This window comes from Gemmiger sp. (assembly GCF_036306485.1).
Lineage (GTDB): Bacteria > Bacillota > Clostridia > Oscillospirales > Ruminococcaceae > Gemmiger.
Genome location: NZ_JAXJZK010000042.1, coordinates 95,823 through 113,511, shown reverse-complemented (window position 1 = coordinate 113,511; position 17,689 = coordinate 95,823). Strand labels below are relative to the sequence as shown.

Annotated in this window: 19 protein-coding genes; 7 read left to right on the top strand and 12 right to left on the bottom strand. The window is 59.0% G+C overall.

Features of this window, described 5'->3' with window-relative positions:
• Positions 1-114 precede the first annotated feature (114 nt).
• From U0L91_RS08875 to U0L91_RS08850, 6 genes are read right to left on the bottom strand one after another with little or no spacing between them, the layout of a single operon-like run.
• Positions 115-912 (bottom strand): pseudouridine synthase, encoded by a 798-nt coding sequence (locus tag U0L91_RS08875; RefSeq protein WP_330046175.1) that lies wholly within the window; start codon positions 910-912, stop codon positions 115-117.
• A gap of 11 nt (positions 913-923) precedes the next feature.
• Positions 924-1,331, bottom strand: coding sequence for a GerW family sporulation protein (ytfJ, locus tag U0L91_RS08870; RefSeq protein WP_330046173.1), 408 nt, complete (start codon positions 1,329-1,331; stop codon positions 924-926).
• Positions 1,332-1,345: 14 nt separating this feature from the next.
• Positions 1,346-2,074, bottom strand: coding sequence for a hypothetical protein (locus U0L91_RS08865; protein WP_330046171.1), 729 nt, complete (start codon positions 2,072-2,074; stop codon positions 1,346-1,348).
• Positions 2,071-2,625 (bottom strand): SMC-Scp complex subunit ScpB, encoded by a 555-nt coding sequence (gene scpB / locus U0L91_RS08860; protein ID WP_330046169.1) that lies wholly within the window; start codon positions 2,623-2,625, stop codon positions 2,071-2,073. Before scpB ends, U0L91_RS08865 begins: the two co-directional genes overlap by 4 nt.
• Positions 2,618-3,361 (bottom strand): segregation and condensation protein A, encoded by a 744-nt coding sequence (locus tag U0L91_RS08855; protein WP_330046168.1) that lies wholly within the window; start codon positions 3,359-3,361, stop codon positions 2,618-2,620. Before U0L91_RS08855 ends, scpB begins: the two co-directional genes overlap by 8 nt.
• Positions 3,362-3,370: 9 nt before the next feature.
• Positions 3,371-4,030 carry a site-2 protease family protein gene (locus U0L91_RS08850; protein WP_330046166.1) on the bottom strand — a complete coding sequence of 220 codons (660 nt, stop codon included), beginning with the start codon at positions 4,028-4,030 and terminating at the stop codon, positions 3,371-3,373.
• Between the two features lie 218 nt (positions 4,031-4,248).
• Here U0L91_RS08850 and rpmB point away from each other — a divergent pair, with 218 nt between their 5' ends.
• The 3 genes from rpmB to U0L91_RS08835 all read left to right on the top strand — a co-directional run bounded on the left by rpmB (position 4,249) and on the right by U0L91_RS08835 (position 5,914).
• A complete protein-coding gene (gene rpmB / locus U0L91_RS08845) occupies positions 4,249-4,437 on the top strand; it encodes a 50S ribosomal protein L28 (protein ID WP_330046164.1) in 189 nt (62 codons plus the stop codon).
• A gap of 78 nt (positions 4,438-4,515) precedes the next feature.
• The gene (locus U0L91_RS08840) at positions 4,516-4,689 is read left to right on the top strand and encodes a DUF4250 domain-containing protein (RefSeq protein ID WP_330046162.1); all 174 of its coding nucleotides are present in this window, start codon (positions 4,516-4,518) and stop codon (positions 4,687-4,689) included.
• A 31-nt stretch (positions 4,690-4,720) separates the two neighbouring features.
• On the top strand, positions 4,721-5,914 hold the full coding sequence (locus U0L91_RS08835) for an ATP-grasp domain-containing protein (protein WP_330046161.1): 1,194 nt from the start codon (positions 4,721-4,723) through the stop codon (positions 5,912-5,914).
• A 71-nt stretch (positions 5,915-5,985) separates the two neighbouring features.
• Here the strand turns inward: U0L91_RS08835 and U0L91_RS08830 are convergent, their stop codons facing one another.
• From U0L91_RS08830 to U0L91_RS08815, 4 genes are read right to left on the bottom strand one after another with little or no spacing between them, the layout of a single operon-like run.
• On the bottom strand, positions 5,986-7,464 hold the full coding sequence (locus tag U0L91_RS08830; protein WP_330046160.1) for a hypothetical protein: 1,479 nt from the start codon (positions 7,462-7,464) through the stop codon (positions 5,986-5,988).
• A complete protein-coding gene (locus U0L91_RS08825) occupies positions 7,464-8,225 on the bottom strand; it encodes an esterase family protein (protein ID WP_330046159.1) in 762 nt (253 codons plus the stop codon). Before U0L91_RS08825 ends, U0L91_RS08830 begins: the two co-directional genes overlap by 1 nt.
• A 38-nt stretch (positions 8,226-8,263) precedes the next feature.
• Entirely contained in the window at positions 8,264-9,076 is an 813-nt protein-coding gene (locus tag U0L91_RS08820; protein ID WP_330046158.1) for a YdcF family protein, read from the bottom strand.
• 21 nt (positions 9,077-9,097) lie between these two features.
• Positions 9,098-10,273, bottom strand: a complete 1,176-nt coding sequence (locus U0L91_RS08815; RefSeq protein ID WP_330046157.1) for a phosphopentomutase — start codon at positions 10,271-10,273, stop codon at positions 9,098-9,100.
• 236 nt (positions 10,274-10,509) lie between these two features.
• Here U0L91_RS08815 and pyk point away from each other — a divergent pair, with 236 nt between their 5' ends.
• On the top strand, positions 10,510-12,258 hold the full coding sequence (pyk, locus tag U0L91_RS08810) for a pyruvate kinase (protein ID WP_330046156.1): 1,749 nt from the start codon (positions 10,510-10,512) through the stop codon (positions 12,256-12,258).
• A gap of 11 nt (positions 12,259-12,269) precedes the next feature.
• Positions 12,270-12,734, top strand: a complete 465-nt coding sequence (locus U0L91_RS08805; RefSeq protein WP_330046155.1) for an S-ribosylhomocysteine lyase — start codon at positions 12,270-12,272, stop codon at positions 12,732-12,734.
• Positions 12,735-12,856: 122 nt separating this feature from the next.
• On the opposite strand, the gene pta is transcribed toward U0L91_RS08805, so the two are convergent.
• Together pta and U0L91_RS08795 are read right to left on the bottom strand one after the other, a co-directional pair.
• Positions 12,857-13,822 carry a phosphate acetyltransferase gene (gene pta, locus U0L91_RS08800; RefSeq protein ID WP_330046154.1) on the bottom strand — a complete coding sequence of 322 codons (966 nt, stop codon included), beginning with the start codon at positions 13,820-13,822 and terminating at the stop codon, positions 12,857-12,859.
• Positions 13,823-14,014: 192 nt separating this feature from the next.
• Positions 14,015-14,260 (bottom strand): hypothetical protein, encoded by a 246-nt coding sequence (locus tag U0L91_RS08795; protein WP_330046153.1) that lies wholly within the window; start codon positions 14,258-14,260, stop codon positions 14,015-14,017.
• Positions 14,261-14,399: 139 nt separating this feature from the next.
• Here U0L91_RS08795 and U0L91_RS08790 point away from each other — a divergent pair, with 139 nt between their 5' ends.
• The gene (locus tag U0L91_RS08790; RefSeq protein WP_330046152.1) at positions 14,400-15,563 is read left to right on the top strand and encodes an MFS transporter; all 1,164 of its coding nucleotides are present in this window, start codon (positions 14,400-14,402) and stop codon (positions 15,561-15,563) included.
• Positions 15,564-15,604: 41 nt separating this feature from the next.
• Entirely contained in the window at positions 15,605-17,617 is a 2,013-nt protein-coding gene (locus U0L91_RS08785; protein ID WP_330046151.1) for a glycoside hydrolase family 31 protein, read from the top strand.
• The last annotated feature ends 72 nt before the right edge of the window (positions 17,618-17,689 follow it).

The following is a 17,689-nucleotide window of genomic DNA, read 5'->3' as shown; positions in this document are numbered from 1 at the left end:
AAGATGGTTATCACATGCCATATGCTTTGATTATACTACTTTGTAGAAAAATAGACAAGAGACTTTTTACAAAATTCATCCCATTTTCCCGATTTTTTTGTAGAAATCAGGGGATCAGCCGCGCCGTTTGAGGGGGCCGGGCCGTGCAGCGGGGGCTGCGGAAGCCAGTTTTGCGCTGCCGGACTTGATCGCGGCATTCCGGAGTGCGGAGACTTCGGACCGCTTGAGTTCCCGGTATTCCCCGGGCTGGAGCATTCCCAGCTTGACCGGGCCCTCGGCGTTGCGCTTCAGGCGGATCACTTCCAGGCCGACCGCTTCGCACATCCGGCGGATCTGGCGGTTGCGTCCTTCATGCAGGGTGATCTCCATCACGGTGCGGCCCGGCTCGTCGGTGACAACATGGATCACCGCCGGCTTGGTCTTGACGCCGTCATCCAGCACCACGCCGCTGGACATCTTGACGATCTGTTCCTCCGTAGCGCGGGGCCGCACCGTGACACGGTACAGTTTGCCCACGCCGCCCGAGGGATGCGTCAGCAGATTGGCGAACGCACCGTCGTCGGTCAGAAGAAGCAGGCCTTCGCTGTCCTTGTCCAGCCGGCCCACCGGATAGACACGGCGGTCCAGTCCGGTCAGCAGATCCATGACCGTCTTGCGGCCGCGCTCATCCGAGGCGGTGGTGATGTAGCCGCGCGGTTTGTTGAGCATCAGATAGATATACTGGCGCTTGCGGACCACCCGGACATTCTTGCCGTCAATGCTGACCTTGTCGAAATCCGGGTCCATCTTGTCGCCCAGCGTGACCGGGTGACCGTTGACCTTGACGCGGCCTTCGTCAATGAGCTTTTCGGCCGCACGGCGGGAACACACGCCCTGATCCGAAAGCACTTTCTGAATTCGTTGCTGTGCCATAATACTCCTCTTCAGGATTCGCTTTTCGGCTCTTCGGCCTTGGCGGCATCCTCTTTCTTTTCTTTCTTGAGCAGTGCGGTAAGCTTGTCCACCAGCTCGGGCAGCGCGTTGATGGCGTTATCCAGCGGGCTGACATGCTCCATCAGCTGAACCGTCCGGACATTGCCGTTGCTGATGACGAGGAACGCGATGGGCGCCACCGAAACGCCGGCGCCGGAACCGCCGCCGAACATCTCCTTGGTCGCCTTCTGCCCCACGTCGGAGCCTCCCGACACAAACCCGAAGGTCACACGGGAAACCGGAATGATGATGGTTCCCTCCACCGTGATCGGATTGCCGATGATGGTGTTGGCATCCACCATCTGGCGGATTTTTTCCATCGTAATGCCCATCAGGCCTTCAATCGGATGTTCTGCCATTGTAAATTACCTCCCTAAGATTGGGTTTCTTGTGTTTTCGTGGAATCCGATCCCGGGTCCAGAATGGTGGGATCGCGCAGAATCTTGATGATCAGACGTGCTCCGATCGTCAGCACCGCAACCGGCGGTGCCAGGACCTCGAACGAAACACGCCGCTGATCGGTCTTCTGACCGGTAAAATCCGGTTCTATCCAGAGGCTGTCGGCATGAATCCGCAGATGGTCCCGGGCAATGGCCAGTGCGGTATTCCAGGCCGCCATCTCGGTCCCGTACAAAATGGCCGTGGAGGCCGCCGTCTCTCCGGTGACCGTCCAGAACACATACAGCCGCCGCACCCTGACCCGGCGCAGCATCCGGCCGCCGTGCGACATCAGCAGGCGGAACAGACCATGCAGGGTTTTGCCGGGATCGCTGCCCGCCGCGTCGATCATGCGGTCGGTCACATCCGGCTTGGGTTCCGGTTTTTCGGGAGCCTTTCCTTCCGTCTGCGGGGCAGGTTCTGCCGCAGGAGGCGCCGGTGTTTCCGGCTCTGCGGTTTCCGGTTCTGGCTTGCGGGCATGACGGGGATACATCCGTTTCCGCAAAGGGCCGAATTTGGCCCAGACCTCCACCGAACCCGGCCGGTAGGCAAAGCGGAACCCCATGGGCGTGACGAGAAAGACCGCCAGCGCCAGCAGAATCAGAAGCAGGACGATCCCCAGTCCCTTGCCCAGGATCAGAAGAACCGCCGCGGCGCCGTTCACGGGACACGCTCCGTTTCTTCGGTGTCCTCCTGAGGCTCCTCCTCATGCAGCGGCGGAAGGTCCGCCAGGCTGCCCAGTCCGAATACCCGCAGGAAGGTATCGGTCACGCGGAAGGCCACCGGCTTGCCCGGCAGGTCCAGCCGTCCGGCCTCCTCGATCAGTCCGCGCTCCATCAGTTTGGAGACTGTGGAGGAAGAATCCACCCCGCGGACCTGCTCGATGAAGCTGCGGCTGACCGGCTGGTTATAGGCCACGATAGCCAGTACTTCCAGCGCGGCGGCCGAAAGCGGCGCATTGCGGCGCGTATCCAGAATCCGCTTGACGACCTCGCCGTAATACGGGCGGGTTGCCATCTGCCAGCGGTCTCCGTCAAAATGCAGCAGCGTCAGGCCGCTCTGGGTTTCATCATAATGCTGCTGGAGCTCGGTCAGGATCTGCTGTGCCTCTGCCGGCTCCACCCGCATGGCTTCTGCCAGACGCGCCGTTTCCACCGGCTCCGCGTTGGCAAAAAGCATGGCTTCCATCATTCCGGTTTTTGTAGGATCACTCATGAGAATCAACCGATTCCTCCTTCTGTTTGCGGCGCGGATGTCTGGTACGATCCATCCGGAGATCGCCGTCTGCATCAATGCTCAGCCGTCCGGCCCGGATCAGTTCCAGCAGGGCCAGAAACGTTGCCACGTTGGTGCTGCGGCTCTCCTCTTTGCTGAACAGCTGCCCCATCCGGTGCAGGCTGCCGCGCAGCATTCCGCGCAGCATGAATGCCACCCGGCTTGCCACCGACACGAACGGTGCGGTCACCAGAGGTTCAAAGCGCTCCTGGGTGGGTTTTCGTTTGCGCAGACTGCGGCCCATCAGGCTGTACCACGCCTGAACCAGCCGGTCGGGGTCCTGCTTGCGGGAATACTCCGCCACGCCTTCAAGTTTCTGCGGCGTACGGACTGCCGTATACAGATCCCGCGCCCGGCTTCCCAGCTCGGCGGCGATCTTCTTGCAGGTGCTGTATTCGATGAGCCGCCCGGTCAGTTCCGCCTTCATCCGCTCGGCTTCCGGGCTGCGGGGCAGCAGCAGCGCACTTTTCATCTGGACCAGGTGTGCCGCCATATCGATAAAATCACTGGAAATTTCCATCCGGTTGTCCTGCATCGTCTGGATGGCCGCGGTGTATTGTTCGATCAGCTCCATGATATTGATATCATAGAGGTTCATTTTATTTTTGCCCACCAGATAGAGAAGCAAATCCAGCGGGCCCTCAAAATCTTCCGTTTTAAAGGTCAGAACTTCCATTCCTACTCCTTACCCAATTCCGAACAGGGGCTCCACAAAGCCCGTCAGCCGCAGCAACAGCTCCCAGACAGCCGAAACACAGACCCCCAGCGGCCGGTCCAGCACGCCGAAGAGAACCAGGAACAGCACAGCCGCCATGATATACCGCTCATACCGCTGTACCCGGAAATACAGTTTGTCGGGCAGGAAGAGCAGCGCAATCCGGCTGCCGTCAAACGGTGGGACGGGAATCAGGTTGAACACGCCGAGGCTGATGTCCATGGCGATCATGTAATACAGGAAATCCAGAACAACCTGCGGCGCACCGCCCCAGGTTGCGTAGAAAACACATTTGTAGACAATTATCGAGAGATAGGCCAGCAGCAGGTTGGAAATCGGCCCCGCTGCCGCGGAGATGGCCATGCCCCGTTTGGGATTGCGGAAACGCATCGGTTTGATGCCCACCGGTTTTGCCCAGCCGACACCGCCGACGATCATACAGATGGCCCCCAGCGGGTCAAAATGCCGCACCGGATTGAGAGAGAGTCTTCCCGCATTTTTGGCGGTGGGGTCCCCCAGCCGCCAGCTGACCAGGGCATGCGCTGCCTCGTGAAACGGGATCACGATCAGCATGACCACCGCACGGATCAGATATTGATACAGAACTTCCGGACCCAGCAGACCGTTCATAGCCACCTCGTCGTTTGGCCGCATACAGCGACAGTTATTTAGGATATTATACCGTACAAACCGCACAAGCACAAGGGCAGGCGCCGGTTTTTGCGGCAAAAATGCGGCGGGAATTGAAAAAAAGCACCTTCCCGGAAAGATTTTTTGGAAAAAACTCTTGCATTTTTCCGCAAAGTTTGGTATGATATTACAGCTATGTTAAAGGAGGTGCAAGCAGAATGGCCAAATGTGCATGTTGTGGCAAGGGTGTCGCTTTCGGCATCAAGGTTTCTCACTCTCATCGTCGGAGCAATCGTACCTGGAATCCCAACGTCAAGCGCGTCAAAGCGATTGTCGATGGTTCCCCGAAGTATATCTACGCCTGCACCCGCTGCCTGCGTTCGGGTAAGGTTACCCGCGCGGTCTGAGAAAGACGCAAAATTTGCCGGTCACGACGTATGTGGCCGGCATTTTTGTGTTTATATCCCATTGCTTTGGAGGTTTATATGCTGCCAACCGATCCCGTAATTCTGTTAAGCTATGTGAATACCAGACTCCGCGACCAGAACGAGAGTCTGGAAGATTTCTGCCTGTCGGAAAATGTTGAGGAAGATGGATTGTGTGCGAAACTCGCCCAGGTGGGGTATGAATACAACAAAGAGCGCAACCAGTTTGTATGATGAACCCCACGGTTGAGAGAGGATGTTTCGTGTGAATTTTGTATTTGTGTCGCCCCAGTTTCCCAAAACCTACTGGAATTTCTGTGATCGCCTCAAGCGCAACGGTGTGAATGTGCTGGGCATCGGGGACACGCCTTACGACGAAATCCCTGTGGAACTCAAGGCCAGTCTGACCGAGTATTACCGCGTGGACAGCATGGAGAATTACGACTCCATGGTCCGCGCCATGGGATATTTCACCTTCAAGTACGGCAAGATCGACTGGGTCGAGAGCAACAACGAATACTGGCTTGAACAGGATGCCGCCCTGCGCACCGATTTCAATATCACCACCGGCGCACAGAACGACTTTATCGACCGCATCAAATTCAAGAGCCGCATGAAGGAAAGCTACCATGCGGCCGGCGTGCCGGTGGCACGTCATCATATGGTCAGCGATCTGGCCGGTGCCAGAGAGTTTGTCAAGCTGGTGGGCTATCCGGTGATCGTCAAGCCGGACAACGGCTGCGGCGCCGAGGCCACCTACAAGCTGAAGAACGACGCGGACCTGGAGGACTTCTACAAGAATCTTCCCGAAGTTCCCTATATCATGGAAGAATACATCGACGGCACCATTGTGAGTTTCGACGGCGTTGCCGACAGCCATTGCGTACCGATTTTCTACACGTCCAACGTCTTCCCCACCCCGCTGATTGACATTGTCAACTCGCAGGGGGATCTGGCGTACTGGACCCAGAAAACCGTTCCCGCCGACCTGAAGGATGTGGGCTTCCGCACCATCAAGGCGTTCGGCGCCAAGAGCCGCTTCTTCCACTGCGAGTTCTTCCGCCTGAACCAGGACAAGCCCGGCATCGGGCAAAAGGGCGATTATGTGGCTCTGGAAGTCAACATGCGTCCCGCCGGCGGCTATACGCCCGATCTGATCAACTATGCCAACAGTGTGGACTGCTACCAGATCTGGGCCGACATGGTCTGTTATGACGAGGTGCGGCATCAGAAGCTCAACGGCCCGCATTACTACTGTGTGTATGCCGGCCGCCGCGACTGCCACACCTACAAGCACAGCCACGACGATATTCTGGCAAAATACGGCACCAAGCTGAAGATGTGCGACCGCATTCCCGACGTGCTGGCGCTGGACCTCGGCAACCAGATGTATGTTGCCAATGCCGAGACCGCCAAGGAGCGCGACGAATTCATCCGCTACGTCCAGGAACGGGCCTGACACCGTTTCTTCGCAGCTTCCGCCTTACAGAAAAAGCCCCCGGACAGGCAGAACCTGTCCGGGGGCTTTTGTCATGGCTGTTCCACCGTGACGGATTGTTTTCCGTAATATTCGGCCAGACCCCACTGGTCCGGTCCCGGCACCACATCGCTGAAATACAGCAGATACGGCTTCTCGTCCTCCGTCAGACAGCGGATTGTCACATCCGCGGTTCGGGGATCGCTCAGCAGCCCGGCCCGCTCGTCCAGCGCGCGGGCATAGGCCTGCGGTGTTCCCTCCGCCAGTTCATAAGCGGCTTCGAGACTGGTACCGAAATGGTTGTCCAGCCCTTCCTTGACGGTATGCCCGCCGATGCAGGCCATGCAGATCAGCATGGCAGCGGCTGCGGCGCCGGTACGACGTGGATGCCGGCTGAGCAGTGTCTCCGCCTTCCGGGTCTGCGGGAAGCCTTTCTGTGCCAGACGGATGACCTCCGTCATATAGAACAGCGACAATTCCAGCACGAAAGTCATCCAGACCACATTGATCAGCCGACCGGGGCCGATGCCGCCCATGGTGTAGGACGGCAGCCAGAGCATTCCCCACAGCACAAGGAATCCGGCCGCAGGAATCACCCAGGGGCGCGGCAGGCGGAAAGAATGACAGGCCGCCAGTTTCCATGCCGGCACGGTCAGCAGGGCGAGCAGACAGAGCAGCGGAACGTCCAGCCACCGGATCAGGCAGAAGAGAACCAGCAGAAAGCTCTTGACGATCGCTTCCGGCATGGATGCCGAGCTGAATCCGGCGTAGCGGACCGCCGTGCCCGGCGAATTGAGGTTGACAAGAAGTCCGGCAAGACCGAAGAAAAGGGGCAGCAACGCCCAGGGGCGCTTTTTGAAGAGCCCGTACAGCACCGCGTACAGTGTGAGCATCAGGTTCAGCAGGGCGGCAACCTGATGCCCGCCCGAGATCACAACGGCCAGCAGACCGGACAGCAGCATCCAAGCCAGCGGCCGCCGGCATCCGGCTGACACGGCAAAGAGGATGCCGGCGTTCAGCAGTGTGAGGGCAAAAAACGGCAGGTAATTCATCGCGCCGTTGAACCAGAAGAGCCCTTCCACCGGATTGGGCATTCCCTGCACAAACGCATAGGTGAAGAGCAGCGCAAGAGCCGGCGCCCACAGACGGCTGCCGGAAAACCGGCCGCGCACGACGAGGTGCAGCATCCCCCAAAGACAGAGGAAGAGGATGCCGACGACGAGAAAGGTCGTCAGTCCATACCACGATTCCCCGAAAATGGCGGGCTGCAGCGAGAGCAGGAACGCCGAGGAATACAACCCCTGCCAGGTATTGAAATAGGAGATATCGGTGTCGAGTGCCGCCCGGAGCAGCCTGCCGGGAGAGAATCCGTATTCCACCGCCACCGCATGGGTCTGCAGAGAATAGCCGAAATCGTCCGCTGAGGGCCGGTTGTAGAGTGCCACCGCAAACACCGGCAGCATGAGCAGCACGATCAGGATGACAAATCTCCAGAACGCACGGCGATCGGCCCGGGTGTTTTTGTGCTCCATCAGGCCTGTCCCAGCGTCATGCCCAGGAAGTAAACCCACTGCTTCTCCCACCAGGGCCAGTCATGCGAGACATCGGTGCCCCAGATGTCCACGATCGGATGGATGCCCTTGCTTTCCAGGATGGACTGCAACTCGCGCGTCGAGTTGAGCAGGTCCTCCTCCCAGGCGCCCTGACCGCAGCACATGATGAATTTATCGGCCTTGGCATAGAGTTCCTTGTAGGGATGGTCCTCCGGGAAGTTGCGCATATAATCGCAGGGGCTGTTGCGATAGACCAGATCATCCATGTAATCGCCGAAGAACATCCGGGACTTGTACAGGCCGCTCAGGGCAATGGTGCCGTTGAACAGATCGGGGCGGCGCAGGAACAGATTGACCGCGTGGCCGGCGCCCATGCTGGCACCGCCGGCGAGAATCCGGCCGGTATGGTCGGGGCCCTGCTCACGGTTGATCTCCAGGATGCGGGGAACCAGTTCCTCACAGATATAATTGTACCAGCGTTCCTGCATCTCGATGCGCGGACGCTCCGGGCCGTCATTGTCCCAGCTTTCGCGGTCAATGCTGTCCGCCGTGAAGATCTGCAGCTTGCCGGCGTCAATCCAGGGCGCCGCCAGGTTGCACATGTTGCGGTCCTCCCAATCATAGAACCGGCCGCTCTGGCAGGGGAAAATCACAATCGGGCGTCCGGCATGACCGTACACCTTGAATTCCATACCGCGATCCAGATAGCGGCTGTATTCCTTATAATAGCGAATTTGCATAGTGATACGCTCCCATCCCGCACGGAACCCCCGTGCGATTATTTATAAAAGAACTTCTTGTTGAGGCTCAGCAGGCCGACGAATGGATGCAGGAATCCGGTCCGAGAGGAACGGAACAGCCAGTAATAGACCACCGCCAGCGCTTCGCGCAGATAGCATGGCAAGATACTGCGCAGCGGAATACCGGCAGGCAGCGCGTGGGCCGTCTCAAAGCCGGCCATCTCGGCATACCGTCCGCCCCGATAGCAGTGGAACGCATTGGTCACATAGACGATCGGGTCGGATGCCGTGACGCCGTACCGGGCAAGAATCTGTTTGGAGAAGAGAAAGTTTTCCTCGGTGGAGGTCGACTTGCATTCCGCAATGACCCGGTCCGGGCTGAGGCCCTTTTCAATCAGATAGTCACGCATGGCCTGGCCTTCAGGCACCCATTCGTCCCGGCCTTGACCGCCCGAAGTCACAAGGATCAGATCGGGGTGTTCCTTGGCGTACTCATACGCCTTGTCCAGCCGGTAACGCAGCAGCAGGCTGGGTTTGTCGCGGCGCAGCCCGGCTCCCAGGACAATCATCGCCCGTTCCTGTCCGGTTGCGGGGTTGGTATAGCCGCTGACAGCCACAAACCCGACCAGCACAAGATACACCACACCGACGACGACAAGCACCCAGAAGGAAATCCGTCCCACGGTCGTTGTCTCGAACCAGCGGCAGAGCGGATCATGCCAGACGGCAAACACGGCCACCCCGGTCGTCAGCAGCCAGACCAGCAGATTGCCGGCGTTGAAGTTGCTTGTCATCGCCAGCATGACCGAATAGGCCACCAGTGCCGCTGCGAGCAGTCGCAAAACGATCATTGGCATTCCTTTCTTTGCGGGTTACTTCTGAATCTCGTCCCAGACGCCGCAGCCGTCCAGGCAGACCTGCACGCCCAGTGCGTCGCAGACCGTGTTGGCGATCGTGCCGAAGCAATACCGCGTGCCCAGGTCCACACCCTGACGCAGGGATTTGCCGTAAATCAGGTACGGAACATACTCGCGGGTATGATCGGTCGTCTTCTGGTAAGACGGGTCACAGCCGTGGTCCGCGGTGATCATCAGGATATCCTCTTCTCCCAGCTTGGCGAGGAAGCCGGGCAGCCAGTCGTTGAATTCCGCCGTAGCTGCCGCGTAGCCGCCCACGTCCCGCCGGTGGCCGTACAGCATATCAAAATCCACCAGATTGACAAAGGCAAGACCCTCGAAGTCGCGGTCTGCCAGTTCCATCGTGACGGCAAGCCCTTCGGTGTTGCCGGAAGTGCGGATGGTCTCGCTGACGCCGCGGCCGGCAAAGATGTCATGGATCTTGCCCACGCCGATGGTGCTCTTCCCTGCCTTTTGCAGGAGATCCAGCATGGTCTCGGCCGGCGGCTCGAGGCTGAAATCGTGGCGGCGGGAAGTGCGGGTAAAGTTGGCGGCGCAGTCACCCACAAAGGGCCGCGCAATGACACGGCCGACGCCGTACTTTCCCTTCAGCAGCTCCCGGGCCTGCGCACAGATCTCGTACAGCTTCTCGACGGGAACCACGGCTTCATTGGCCGCGATCTGGAACACGCTGTCTGCCGAGGTATAGACGATCAGGGCGCCGGTCTTCATATGCTCTTCCCCGTAGTCCTTGATGACCTCGGTTCCCGAGTAGGGTTTGTTGCACAGAACCCGGTACCCGGTCTTTTGGGTGAAGGCATCCAGGACCTCCTGCGGGAAACCGTCGGGGAAGGTCGGCAGCGGGTCGGAACTGACCAGTCCGGCAATCTCCCAATGCCCGATGGTGGTATCCTTGCCGGCGCTTGCCTCACGCAGCCGCGCAAAACAGCCGATGGGGGCCTGGGACGGCTGTCCGCAGTGCACACCCGCAATATTGAACAGGCCGAGCTCCGCCAGGTGATCCCCCTTGAAACGGGGATGACCGGCGATTGCGGCCAGCGTATTGGTGCCCGCATCGCCGAATGCCGGGGCATCCGGTTCGGCGCCGATGCCAAAGCTGTCCAGTACAATCAAAAATACACGTTTTGCCATGGGGAACCTCCTTTGTCCGGGGGACAAAAACATCAATTATCTGCATTATACCCCATTATTTCCGAAAAGTAAAATGGAACCTGCCCGTTTTCTGCCCGTCTGAGGCGTACAGTCCTGGTGAAAATGCGCAAAATCCGCCCGCAATATTTTACTTTACTCTTGTGTCGCCCACCCGATTTGTATTATAATGGGGTGTATATGAGGTTTAAATGATTGATCCAATCAGGAGGGGTATTATGCGTAAAACCAAAATTGTATGCACCTTGGGTCCGGCTACCGATCAGCCGGGCGTTCTCCGCGAACTGCTGGAGAATGGCATGAATGTTGCCCGTTTCAACTTTTCTCACGGCGACCATGCCGAACACAAGGGCCGTCTTGATCTGCTCCGTTCGCTGAGCGAAGAGCTCGGCGTCCCGGTTCCGGCCATGCTGGATACCAAAGGCCCTGAAATCCGTCTGGGCGAGTTTGTCAACGGCAGCGAAAAGCTGACGACCGGTCAGCATTTCACCCTGACTTCCCGCACGGTTGAGGGCACCAACGAGATCTGCTCCATCTCCTACAAGGATCTGCCGCACGACGTCACGCCGGGCGGCCGCATCATGCTGGATGACGGCCTGATCGCGCTGAAGATTGAAAATGTCTCCGACACCGACATTCTCTGCGTGGTCGAGAATGACGGCATCATCAAGACCAAGAAGGGCGTCAACGTTCCCGGCGTCCATCTCTCGATGCCCTATATGAGCCAGCGTGACCGCGACGATATCCTGTTCGGCATTGAGCAGGGCTTTGACCTGATCTCCGCCAGCTTTACCCGCAACGCGCAGGACATCATGGAGATCCGTCATCTGCTGGACGAACACAACGCCCACATGCGGATCATCGCCAAGATCGAGAACCAGGAAGGCATCGACAACATCGACGAGATCCTGACCGTGGCGGACGGCATCATGGTGGCCCGCGGCGATATGGGTGTTGAGATTGACTTTGCCGAGATTCCGGCCATTCAGAAGCACCTGATCGACCGCGCCATGCAGTGCGGCAAGATCTGCATCACCGCCACCCAGATGCTGGATTCCATGATCGTCAACCCCCGCCCGACCCGTGCGGAGATCACCGACGTTGCCAACGCCATCTACGACGGCACCGGCGCCGTCATGCTGTCCGGCGAGACCGCTGCCGGCAAGTACCCCGTGGCAGCCCTGAAGGCGATGTCCATGATCGCCGAGACCACCGAGAGCGATTCCAACTACGATTCTCTGTCCCATCACATTGACTTTGATTCCGCTCATCTGACGATCAGCGCCGCCGTCAGCCATGCCGCCTGCACGACGGCTGCCGACATTGGTGCCACCGCGATCATCACCGCTTCCAAGAGCGGCGAGACCGCCCGTCTGCTCAGCCGCTTCCGCCCCGACACCCAGATCATCGCCTGCGTGCTGGATGAGAGCACCTGCCGTCAGCTGAACGTCTACCGCGGCGTTACCCCGCTGATGATGGAATATGCCCATTCCACCGATGAGCTGATCTCCATGTCCGTGGACGTTGCCAAGAATGCCGGTCTGATCCACAACGGTGACCGCGTCGTCGTGACCGCCGGTGTTCCGGTCGGCGTTTCCGGCACGACCAACATGATCAAGGTTCACATGGTCGGCAACTCTCTGCTGGCCGGTGTCGGAATCGGTTCATGCAGCAATGCCAAGGGCGAGGTCTGCGTCTGCCGCAACGCCGCCGAAGCCGCAAAAAAGTTCAAGCCCGGCCAGATTCTGGTCGTTCCCTTCACCACCAATGATGCGCTGCCCTATATGAAGCAGGCTGCCGGCATCATCACCGAGGAAGCCGGCATGAACAGCCATTCCGCCATTGTCGGCCTGACGCTGGGCAAGCCGGTCATCGTCGGCGCCACCAACGCCATCCGCACCCTGAAGGACGGCATGATGGTCTCGATGGACTGCGCCCGCGGTGTCGTGGAGGAAATGTCCGAGTAAGGAGTACCTTCATGGAACGTATTGCAAGTTTCTGCGTTGACCATACCACGCTGGAGCCCGGTATGTATCTGTCCCGCAAGGACGGCGATGTGCTGACCTGGGACATCCGGATGAAAAAGCCCAACTGCGGTGTATATCTCTCCCCTGCCTGCGCTCATACGATTGAGCATCTGTTTGCCACCTATGCGCGCAACAGCCAGTGGAGTTCCCATGTGGTCTATGTGGGCCCCATGGGCTGCCTGACCGGCTTTTACCTGCTGACCACCGGATTGACCGATGCGCAGGCCCTCGCGCTGGTACAGGAATCCTTTGCCTGGATGGCGGACTATGACGGTCCGATTCCCGGTGCTTCGGCCACCGAATGCGGCAACTATCTGATGATGGACCCCGTTGCCGCCCGTGTGGAGTGCCGCGCAATGAAAGCGGTTCTGGACGGGTTGGACGCCGACCATCTCCGGTACCGTTCCGAGCAATAACAGAAGAACGGCCCGTGCTTTTCTTGCGGAAAGGCGCGGGCCGTTTTTTGCAGCCTATGACAAAACCCTCCCCCGTGCACCCGGCACAGGGGAGGGTTTTCTGTCTCAGCGAATGTTCAGATTCAGATCAGGGCAGCGGTGATGAGGCTCATCTTGTAGACTTCCTCGGCGTCGCAGCCGCGGGACAGGTCGTTGATGGGCGCATTCAGGCCCTGCAGGATGGGGCCATAAGCGGCGAAGCCGCCCAGACGCTGGGCGATCTTATAGCCGATGTTGCCGGCATTGATGTCGGGGAAGATAAAGACATTGGCCTGGCCGGCGACGGTGGAGCCAGGAGCCTTCAGCTTGCCGACCTCGGGTGCAACGGCGGCGTCGAACTGCAGTTCGCCGTCAACCTTCAGCTCGGGATGATCGGCCTGCACGCGCTGGGTGGCGTTGCGCATCTTATCGACGGAGTCGCCCTTGCCGGAACCCTTGGTGGAGTAGCTCAGCAGAGCCACCTTCGGGTCAATACCGAAGATCTTGGCGGTGCGGGCGGTTTCCACGGTGCACTCCACAACCTCGTCCTCGGAGGGATCGATGTTGATGGCGCAGTCGCCCATGGCCAGGGTCTGGTCCTCACGGACCATGATGAAGCAGGAGCTCACGGACTTGATGCCGGGCTTGCACTTGATGAGCTGCAGCGCCGGACGAACGGTATCGGCCGTGGAGTAGGTGGCGCCGCCCAGCAGGCAGTCCGCCTTGCCCATCTTGACCAGCATCGTGCCGAAGTAGTTGGACTTGGCCAGCGCGGCGCGGCACTGCTCTTCGGTCATCTTGCCCTTGCGCAGTTCGACCATCTTGGCGACCATTTCATCAAAGCCTTCGTAAGCGGTCGGATCGCAGATATCTGCGCCGGTGATATCAAAGCCGCCTTCCGCGGCAGCCTTCTTAACGGCCTCCGGCTCGCCCAGCAGCAGAACCTTCAGAGACTTCTCTGCCAGCAGCCGTGCCGCGGCAGACAGGATACGGGCATCCGTACCTTCGGTGAATACGATGGTCTTGGGATTCGCCTGCAGCTGTTTTTTAAAGGTTTCAAAAACGTCCATGACAATACCTCCGTATCTATTCCTTATGCGGCAGAAAACTTCCGCACAAATCTACAGTATGATTATAGCACCCTTTGCTTCCTTTGCAAATGGTAGGAACAAATTCCTTCCACGTTTTTTGCAAAATTGGTGCGAATGCACATAATTCAGCAAAATACATTTCTGTTTTTCATAAAAAGTGCAGCCGATTTGTTAAATTCTTGTTGAAGTCTCCAAGTCGTCCGTTTCTCCGGGCGCCGGATAGCCATATGCGTGGTAAAACGCACGGATATCCTCTTCGCTGCGGACAATCACGGCCTGCAGCAGTCGTCCGCTGCCCGGGTCCTGGAATCCGATCAGGGTCTCACCGGTGCAGATACTGCTCTGTGTGGCGATGTGGCGCCGCCCGAGGCCCTGCGGCGGGTCCTTCGGCGGCGTTTTTCTGCGTTTCCAGAACATAAAGCGCCTCCTTTCTCCTTCTGAGTTTACTATACGCGGAAACCTGAGCCATTGCAAGCAGAATCTGTGGGTTTCCTATTGCATTCCGCGCCGTGTTCCGCTAAGATTACCTTAGAGTATTGGAAAAGGATGGAGACATATGGCGAATTCAGCGCAGGCGGCCGCCGTCAGCCGCCGGGTCGGATACCTGACCTTCTTTCTCAGCGGCATCTGCGCCATCAGCAGCGGCGTGATCGTGAGCATCCTGCAGGAGCAGTACGGGCTGGCGTACGGTCTGACCGGAACGCTGATCTCCTGCATGAGCATCGGCAACCTGATCGCCGCTTTTCTGGCCGGCGTCCTGCCCGGCAGAATCGGGCTCAAGCACACAATCCTGCTGTTGGGGCTCGGGTACGGCATCGGCTATGGCATCATGGGATGCACCGGTCTGGCGATTCTGCTGGCCGCCGCCTTTTTTCTGGTGGGGCTTGCCAAAGGCAGCGTGCTGAATGTCTGTACAATCTTAGTCAGCTCCAACGTTTCCAACCGCACCCGCGGAATGAATGCCCTGCATTCCTGTTACGCTTTCGGCACACTGCTCTGTCCCCTGATTGCGGCCGCGGCGTTGGGTGTGGGCGCCTCGCTGCCCATGCTGACGCTGGCAGTGCTCGGTCTGGGGATGTGGGGACTCTTTTGCTTTGTCCCTGCGGATACCGGAGAAACCAAAGCCGCTGCCCGACAGACGGACTGGAGTTTCTTCCGCAGCCGCAAATTCTGGCTGCTGACGGCGCTTCTGTTCTGTCAGAACGGTGCCGAGACCAGCGTAACCGGATGGCTCGTAACCTATTTCAAGGACTGCGGCATTCTGAGCGCTTCGGTCAGTCCCTACACCGTCACAATTCTGTGGGGTGCCACGATGGTGGCACGCCTGTTCCTGTCCTTTGTCTGCCCGCCCAAGAACAGCTACCGCGCCATGATGGTGATGGGCCTGGGCTGCACGGTCTTTTACAGTGGTCTCATGCTGGCGCACAGCCAGCTTTTTGCCCTGCTGCTCCTGCTCTTCTTCTCGCTGTCCATCGCCGGCATGAACCCCACCGCCGTCGCTGCGGCGGGACGCATGACCAGTGTGACGAGCATGGGCGTCATGCTTCCCTGTGCCAGTCTGGGGGCCATCGTCATGCCCTGGCTGATCGGCATTGTGGCTGAATTCGCCGGCATCTCCGCCGGCATGGCGGTGAACGTTCTGCCCTGCCTCGGCATGTTCCTGTTTGCCTGGCTGGTCAAGCGCACCTCGGAACGCCGGGAGGAACGCGAAGCCGTATAAGGGTTTTAAACGGAAAGGATTGTTTTCAGGAGGGAATCGATATGATACAGCATTTCAAATTCGGTCACATGCTGCCCACCGACAGTGTGGTTCTGGATCTTCCCGTTCAGTCCGGAGAGATACCGTTCCTGACGCGCGACGGGGACGGCTGGCGCTACGCAATGGATGAGCGCGACATCGTCTATGGTCTGGGCGAGATGGTCCGCAGCATCAACAAGCGCGGCTGGCATTATCTGACCAACAATTCCGACCAGCCCCATCACACCGAGGACAAACAGTCTCTGTACGGTGCGCACAACTTTTTTATTGTGAACGGCACCGGCGGACGTCCCACCTTCGGCGTATTTGTGGACTTTGCCGGCTGTGTGGCGTACGACATCGGCTATACCGAACATTCGGTGCTGACATTCCGGACCGCAGAGCCTGACTATGACCTCTATCTTCTGACCGACGACAGTCTGGCCGGGATCTGCCGGGAACTGCGTCGTCTGGTCGGGCGCAGCTACATTCCGCCCAAATGGGCGTTCGGCCTCGCTCAGAGCCGGTGGGGCTACAAGTGCGAGGAAGATGTGCGCCGGGTTGCCGATGAATACCGCCGCAATCATCTGCCGCTGGATATGATCTGCATGGATATTGACTACATGCAGGATTTTGCGGACTTCACCGTCAACCGGGAGCGATTTCCCGACCTGCCGGCCCTGGCGGCGGACCTGAAAGAGCGCGGCATCCATCTGGTTCCCATCATTGATGCCGGCATCCGGGCGGACGGGCAGAACGATGTCTGCCGGGAAGGGCTTGCAAATGACTATTTCTGCCGCAAGGAGGACGGCACCCCCTTTGTGGCGGCCGTCTGGCCCGGAGACGCCTACTTCCCGGATTTTCTGCGTCCGGAAGTCCGGGACTGGTTCGGCCGGAAGTATCAGGCGCTGACCGATCAGGGCATTGACGGATTCTGGAATGATATGAACGAGCCTGCCCTCTTCTACACGCCCGAACATCTGCAGGACGTTGCCCGGGAAGCCGGCGCACTGGCCGCCAAGGGAAATCTGGACATGTATGATTTCTTCCGGTTGCAGGAGCTGTTCGGCAGTCTCTCCAACAATCCCGACGATTACCGGAGTTTCTATCACCTGATCGACGGGAAGCCGGTGCGCCATGACCGTGTACACAATCTGTACGGCTATCAGATGACCCGGGCGGCCGGCGAGGCCTTTGCTGCCATCCGCCCCGGCATCCGCACGCTGCTGTACAGCCGTTCCAGCTGCATCGGCTCCCATCGCTACGGCGGCATCTGGCTCGGTGACAACGATGCCAGCTGGGCACAGCTGCTGGAAAACGTCCGTCAGATGCCCAGTGTCCAGATGTGCGGATACCTGTACAGCGGCGCCGATCTCGGCGGTTTCGGCGGGGACACCACCCCGGACCTGGCTCTGCGCTGGCTGCAGTTCGGATTGTTCACCCCGCTGATGCGCAACCATTCGGCGCTGGGAACGCGGGATCAGGAATACTACCGGTTCCGGGATCTGCTGCCCGCTATGCGCCGGATGCTGGAACTCCGGATGGCCTTGCTGCCCTACCTGTACAGCGAATTCATGAAGGCCGCTCTGCGGGACGGGCTGTATTTCCGGCCGCTCGGTTTTGATTTTCCGGAGGACGAGTGGGCCCGCCATACCGACGATCAGCTGCTGCTGGGCGAAGGGCTGATGGTGGCGCCGGTCTGCACCCAGAATGCCATCGGACGCTCGGTCTATCTGCCCGAGCCGATGAAGATGCTGCGCATCCGCAGCCTGACCGATTACGACGAGGAAGAGCTGCCCGCCGGGCATCATTATGTTGCCTGCGGTCTGGAGGAAGTCCTGATTTTCCTGCGGCCGGGGCATCTGGTACCGCTGGTCAGACCGGCCGAATCCGTTGCCGCACTGGATGAAAGCAGCTTTACCTTCTGGGGGTATCTGCCCGAGGGACAGGATACGGGTTCCTATGAGCTCTACACGGATGACGGCAACACGACGGACTACGACCGGCCTGAACACTGGCGGATTCTTCGCGCCTGAAAACGTATCTCCTCCATGATGAACAGAAAAAGCCTCCCGGCTTTCGCAGATGCTGCGATGCCGGAAGGCTTT

What these genes read in the sequence shown, in the direction of transcription:
- U0L91_RS08790 (WP_330046152.1), top strand. Translation starts at nt 14,400, where the DNA reads ATGGCGAATTCAGCGCAGGCGGCCGCCGTCAGCCGCCGGGTCGGATAC.
- U0L91_RS08795 (WP_330046153.1), bottom strand. Translation starts at nt 14,260, where the DNA reads ATGTTCTGGAAACGCAGAAAAACGCCGCCGAAGGACCCGCCGCAGGGC.
- pyk (WP_330046156.1), top strand. Translation starts at nt 10,510, where the DNA reads ATGCGTAAAACCAAAATTGTATGCACCTTGGGTCCGGCTACCGATCAG.
- pta (WP_330046154.1), bottom strand. Translation starts at nt 13,822, where the DNA reads ATGGACGTTTTTGAAACCTTTAAAAAACAGCTGCAGGCGAATCCCAAG.
- U0L91_RS08855 (WP_330046168.1), bottom strand. Translation starts at nt 3,361, where the DNA reads ATGGAAGTTCTGACCTTTAAAACGGAAGATTTTGAGGGCCCGCTGGAT.
- U0L91_RS08840 (WP_330046162.1), top strand. Translation starts at nt 4,516, where the DNA reads ATGCTGCCAACCGATCCCGTAATTCTGTTAAGCTATGTGAATACCAGA.
- U0L91_RS08825 (WP_330046159.1), bottom strand. Translation starts at nt 8,225, where the DNA reads ATGCAAATTCGCTATTATAAGGAATACAGCCGCTATCTGGATCGCGGT.
- U0L91_RS08830 (WP_330046160.1), bottom strand. Translation starts at nt 7,464, where the DNA reads ATGGAGCACAAAAACACCCGGGCCGATCGCCGTGCGTTCTGGAGATTT.
- U0L91_RS08815 (WP_330046157.1), bottom strand. Translation starts at nt 10,273, where the DNA reads ATGGCAAAACGTGTATTTTTGATTGTACTGGACAGCTTTGGCATCGGC.
- U0L91_RS08805 (WP_330046155.1), top strand. Translation starts at nt 12,270, where the DNA reads ATGGAACGTATTGCAAGTTTCTGCGTTGACCATACCACGCTGGAGCCC.
- U0L91_RS08875 (WP_330046175.1), bottom strand. Translation starts at nt 912, where the DNA reads ATGGCACAGCAACGAATTCAGAAAGTGCTTTCGGATCAGGGCGTGTGT.
- U0L91_RS08785 (WP_330046151.1), top strand. Translation starts at nt 15,605, where the DNA reads ATGATACAGCATTTCAAATTCGGTCACATGCTGCCCACCGACAGTGTG.
- rpmB (WP_330046164.1), top strand. Translation starts at nt 4,249, where the DNA reads ATGGCCAAATGTGCATGTTGTGGCAAGGGTGTCGCTTTCGGCATCAAG.
- U0L91_RS08820 (WP_330046158.1), bottom strand. Translation starts at nt 9,076, where the DNA reads ATGATCGTTTTGCGACTGCTCGCAGCGGCACTGGTGGCCTATTCGGTC.
- U0L91_RS08850 (WP_330046166.1), bottom strand. Translation starts at nt 4,030, where the DNA reads ATGAACGGTCTGCTGGGTCCGGAAGTTCTGTATCAATATCTGATCCGT.
- scpB (WP_330046169.1), bottom strand. Translation starts at nt 2,625, where the DNA reads ATGAGTGATCCTACAAAAACCGGAATGATGGAAGCCATGCTTTTTGCC.
- ytfJ (WP_330046173.1), bottom strand. Translation starts at nt 1,331, where the DNA reads ATGGCAGAACATCCGATTGAAGGCCTGATGGGCATTACGATGGAAAAA.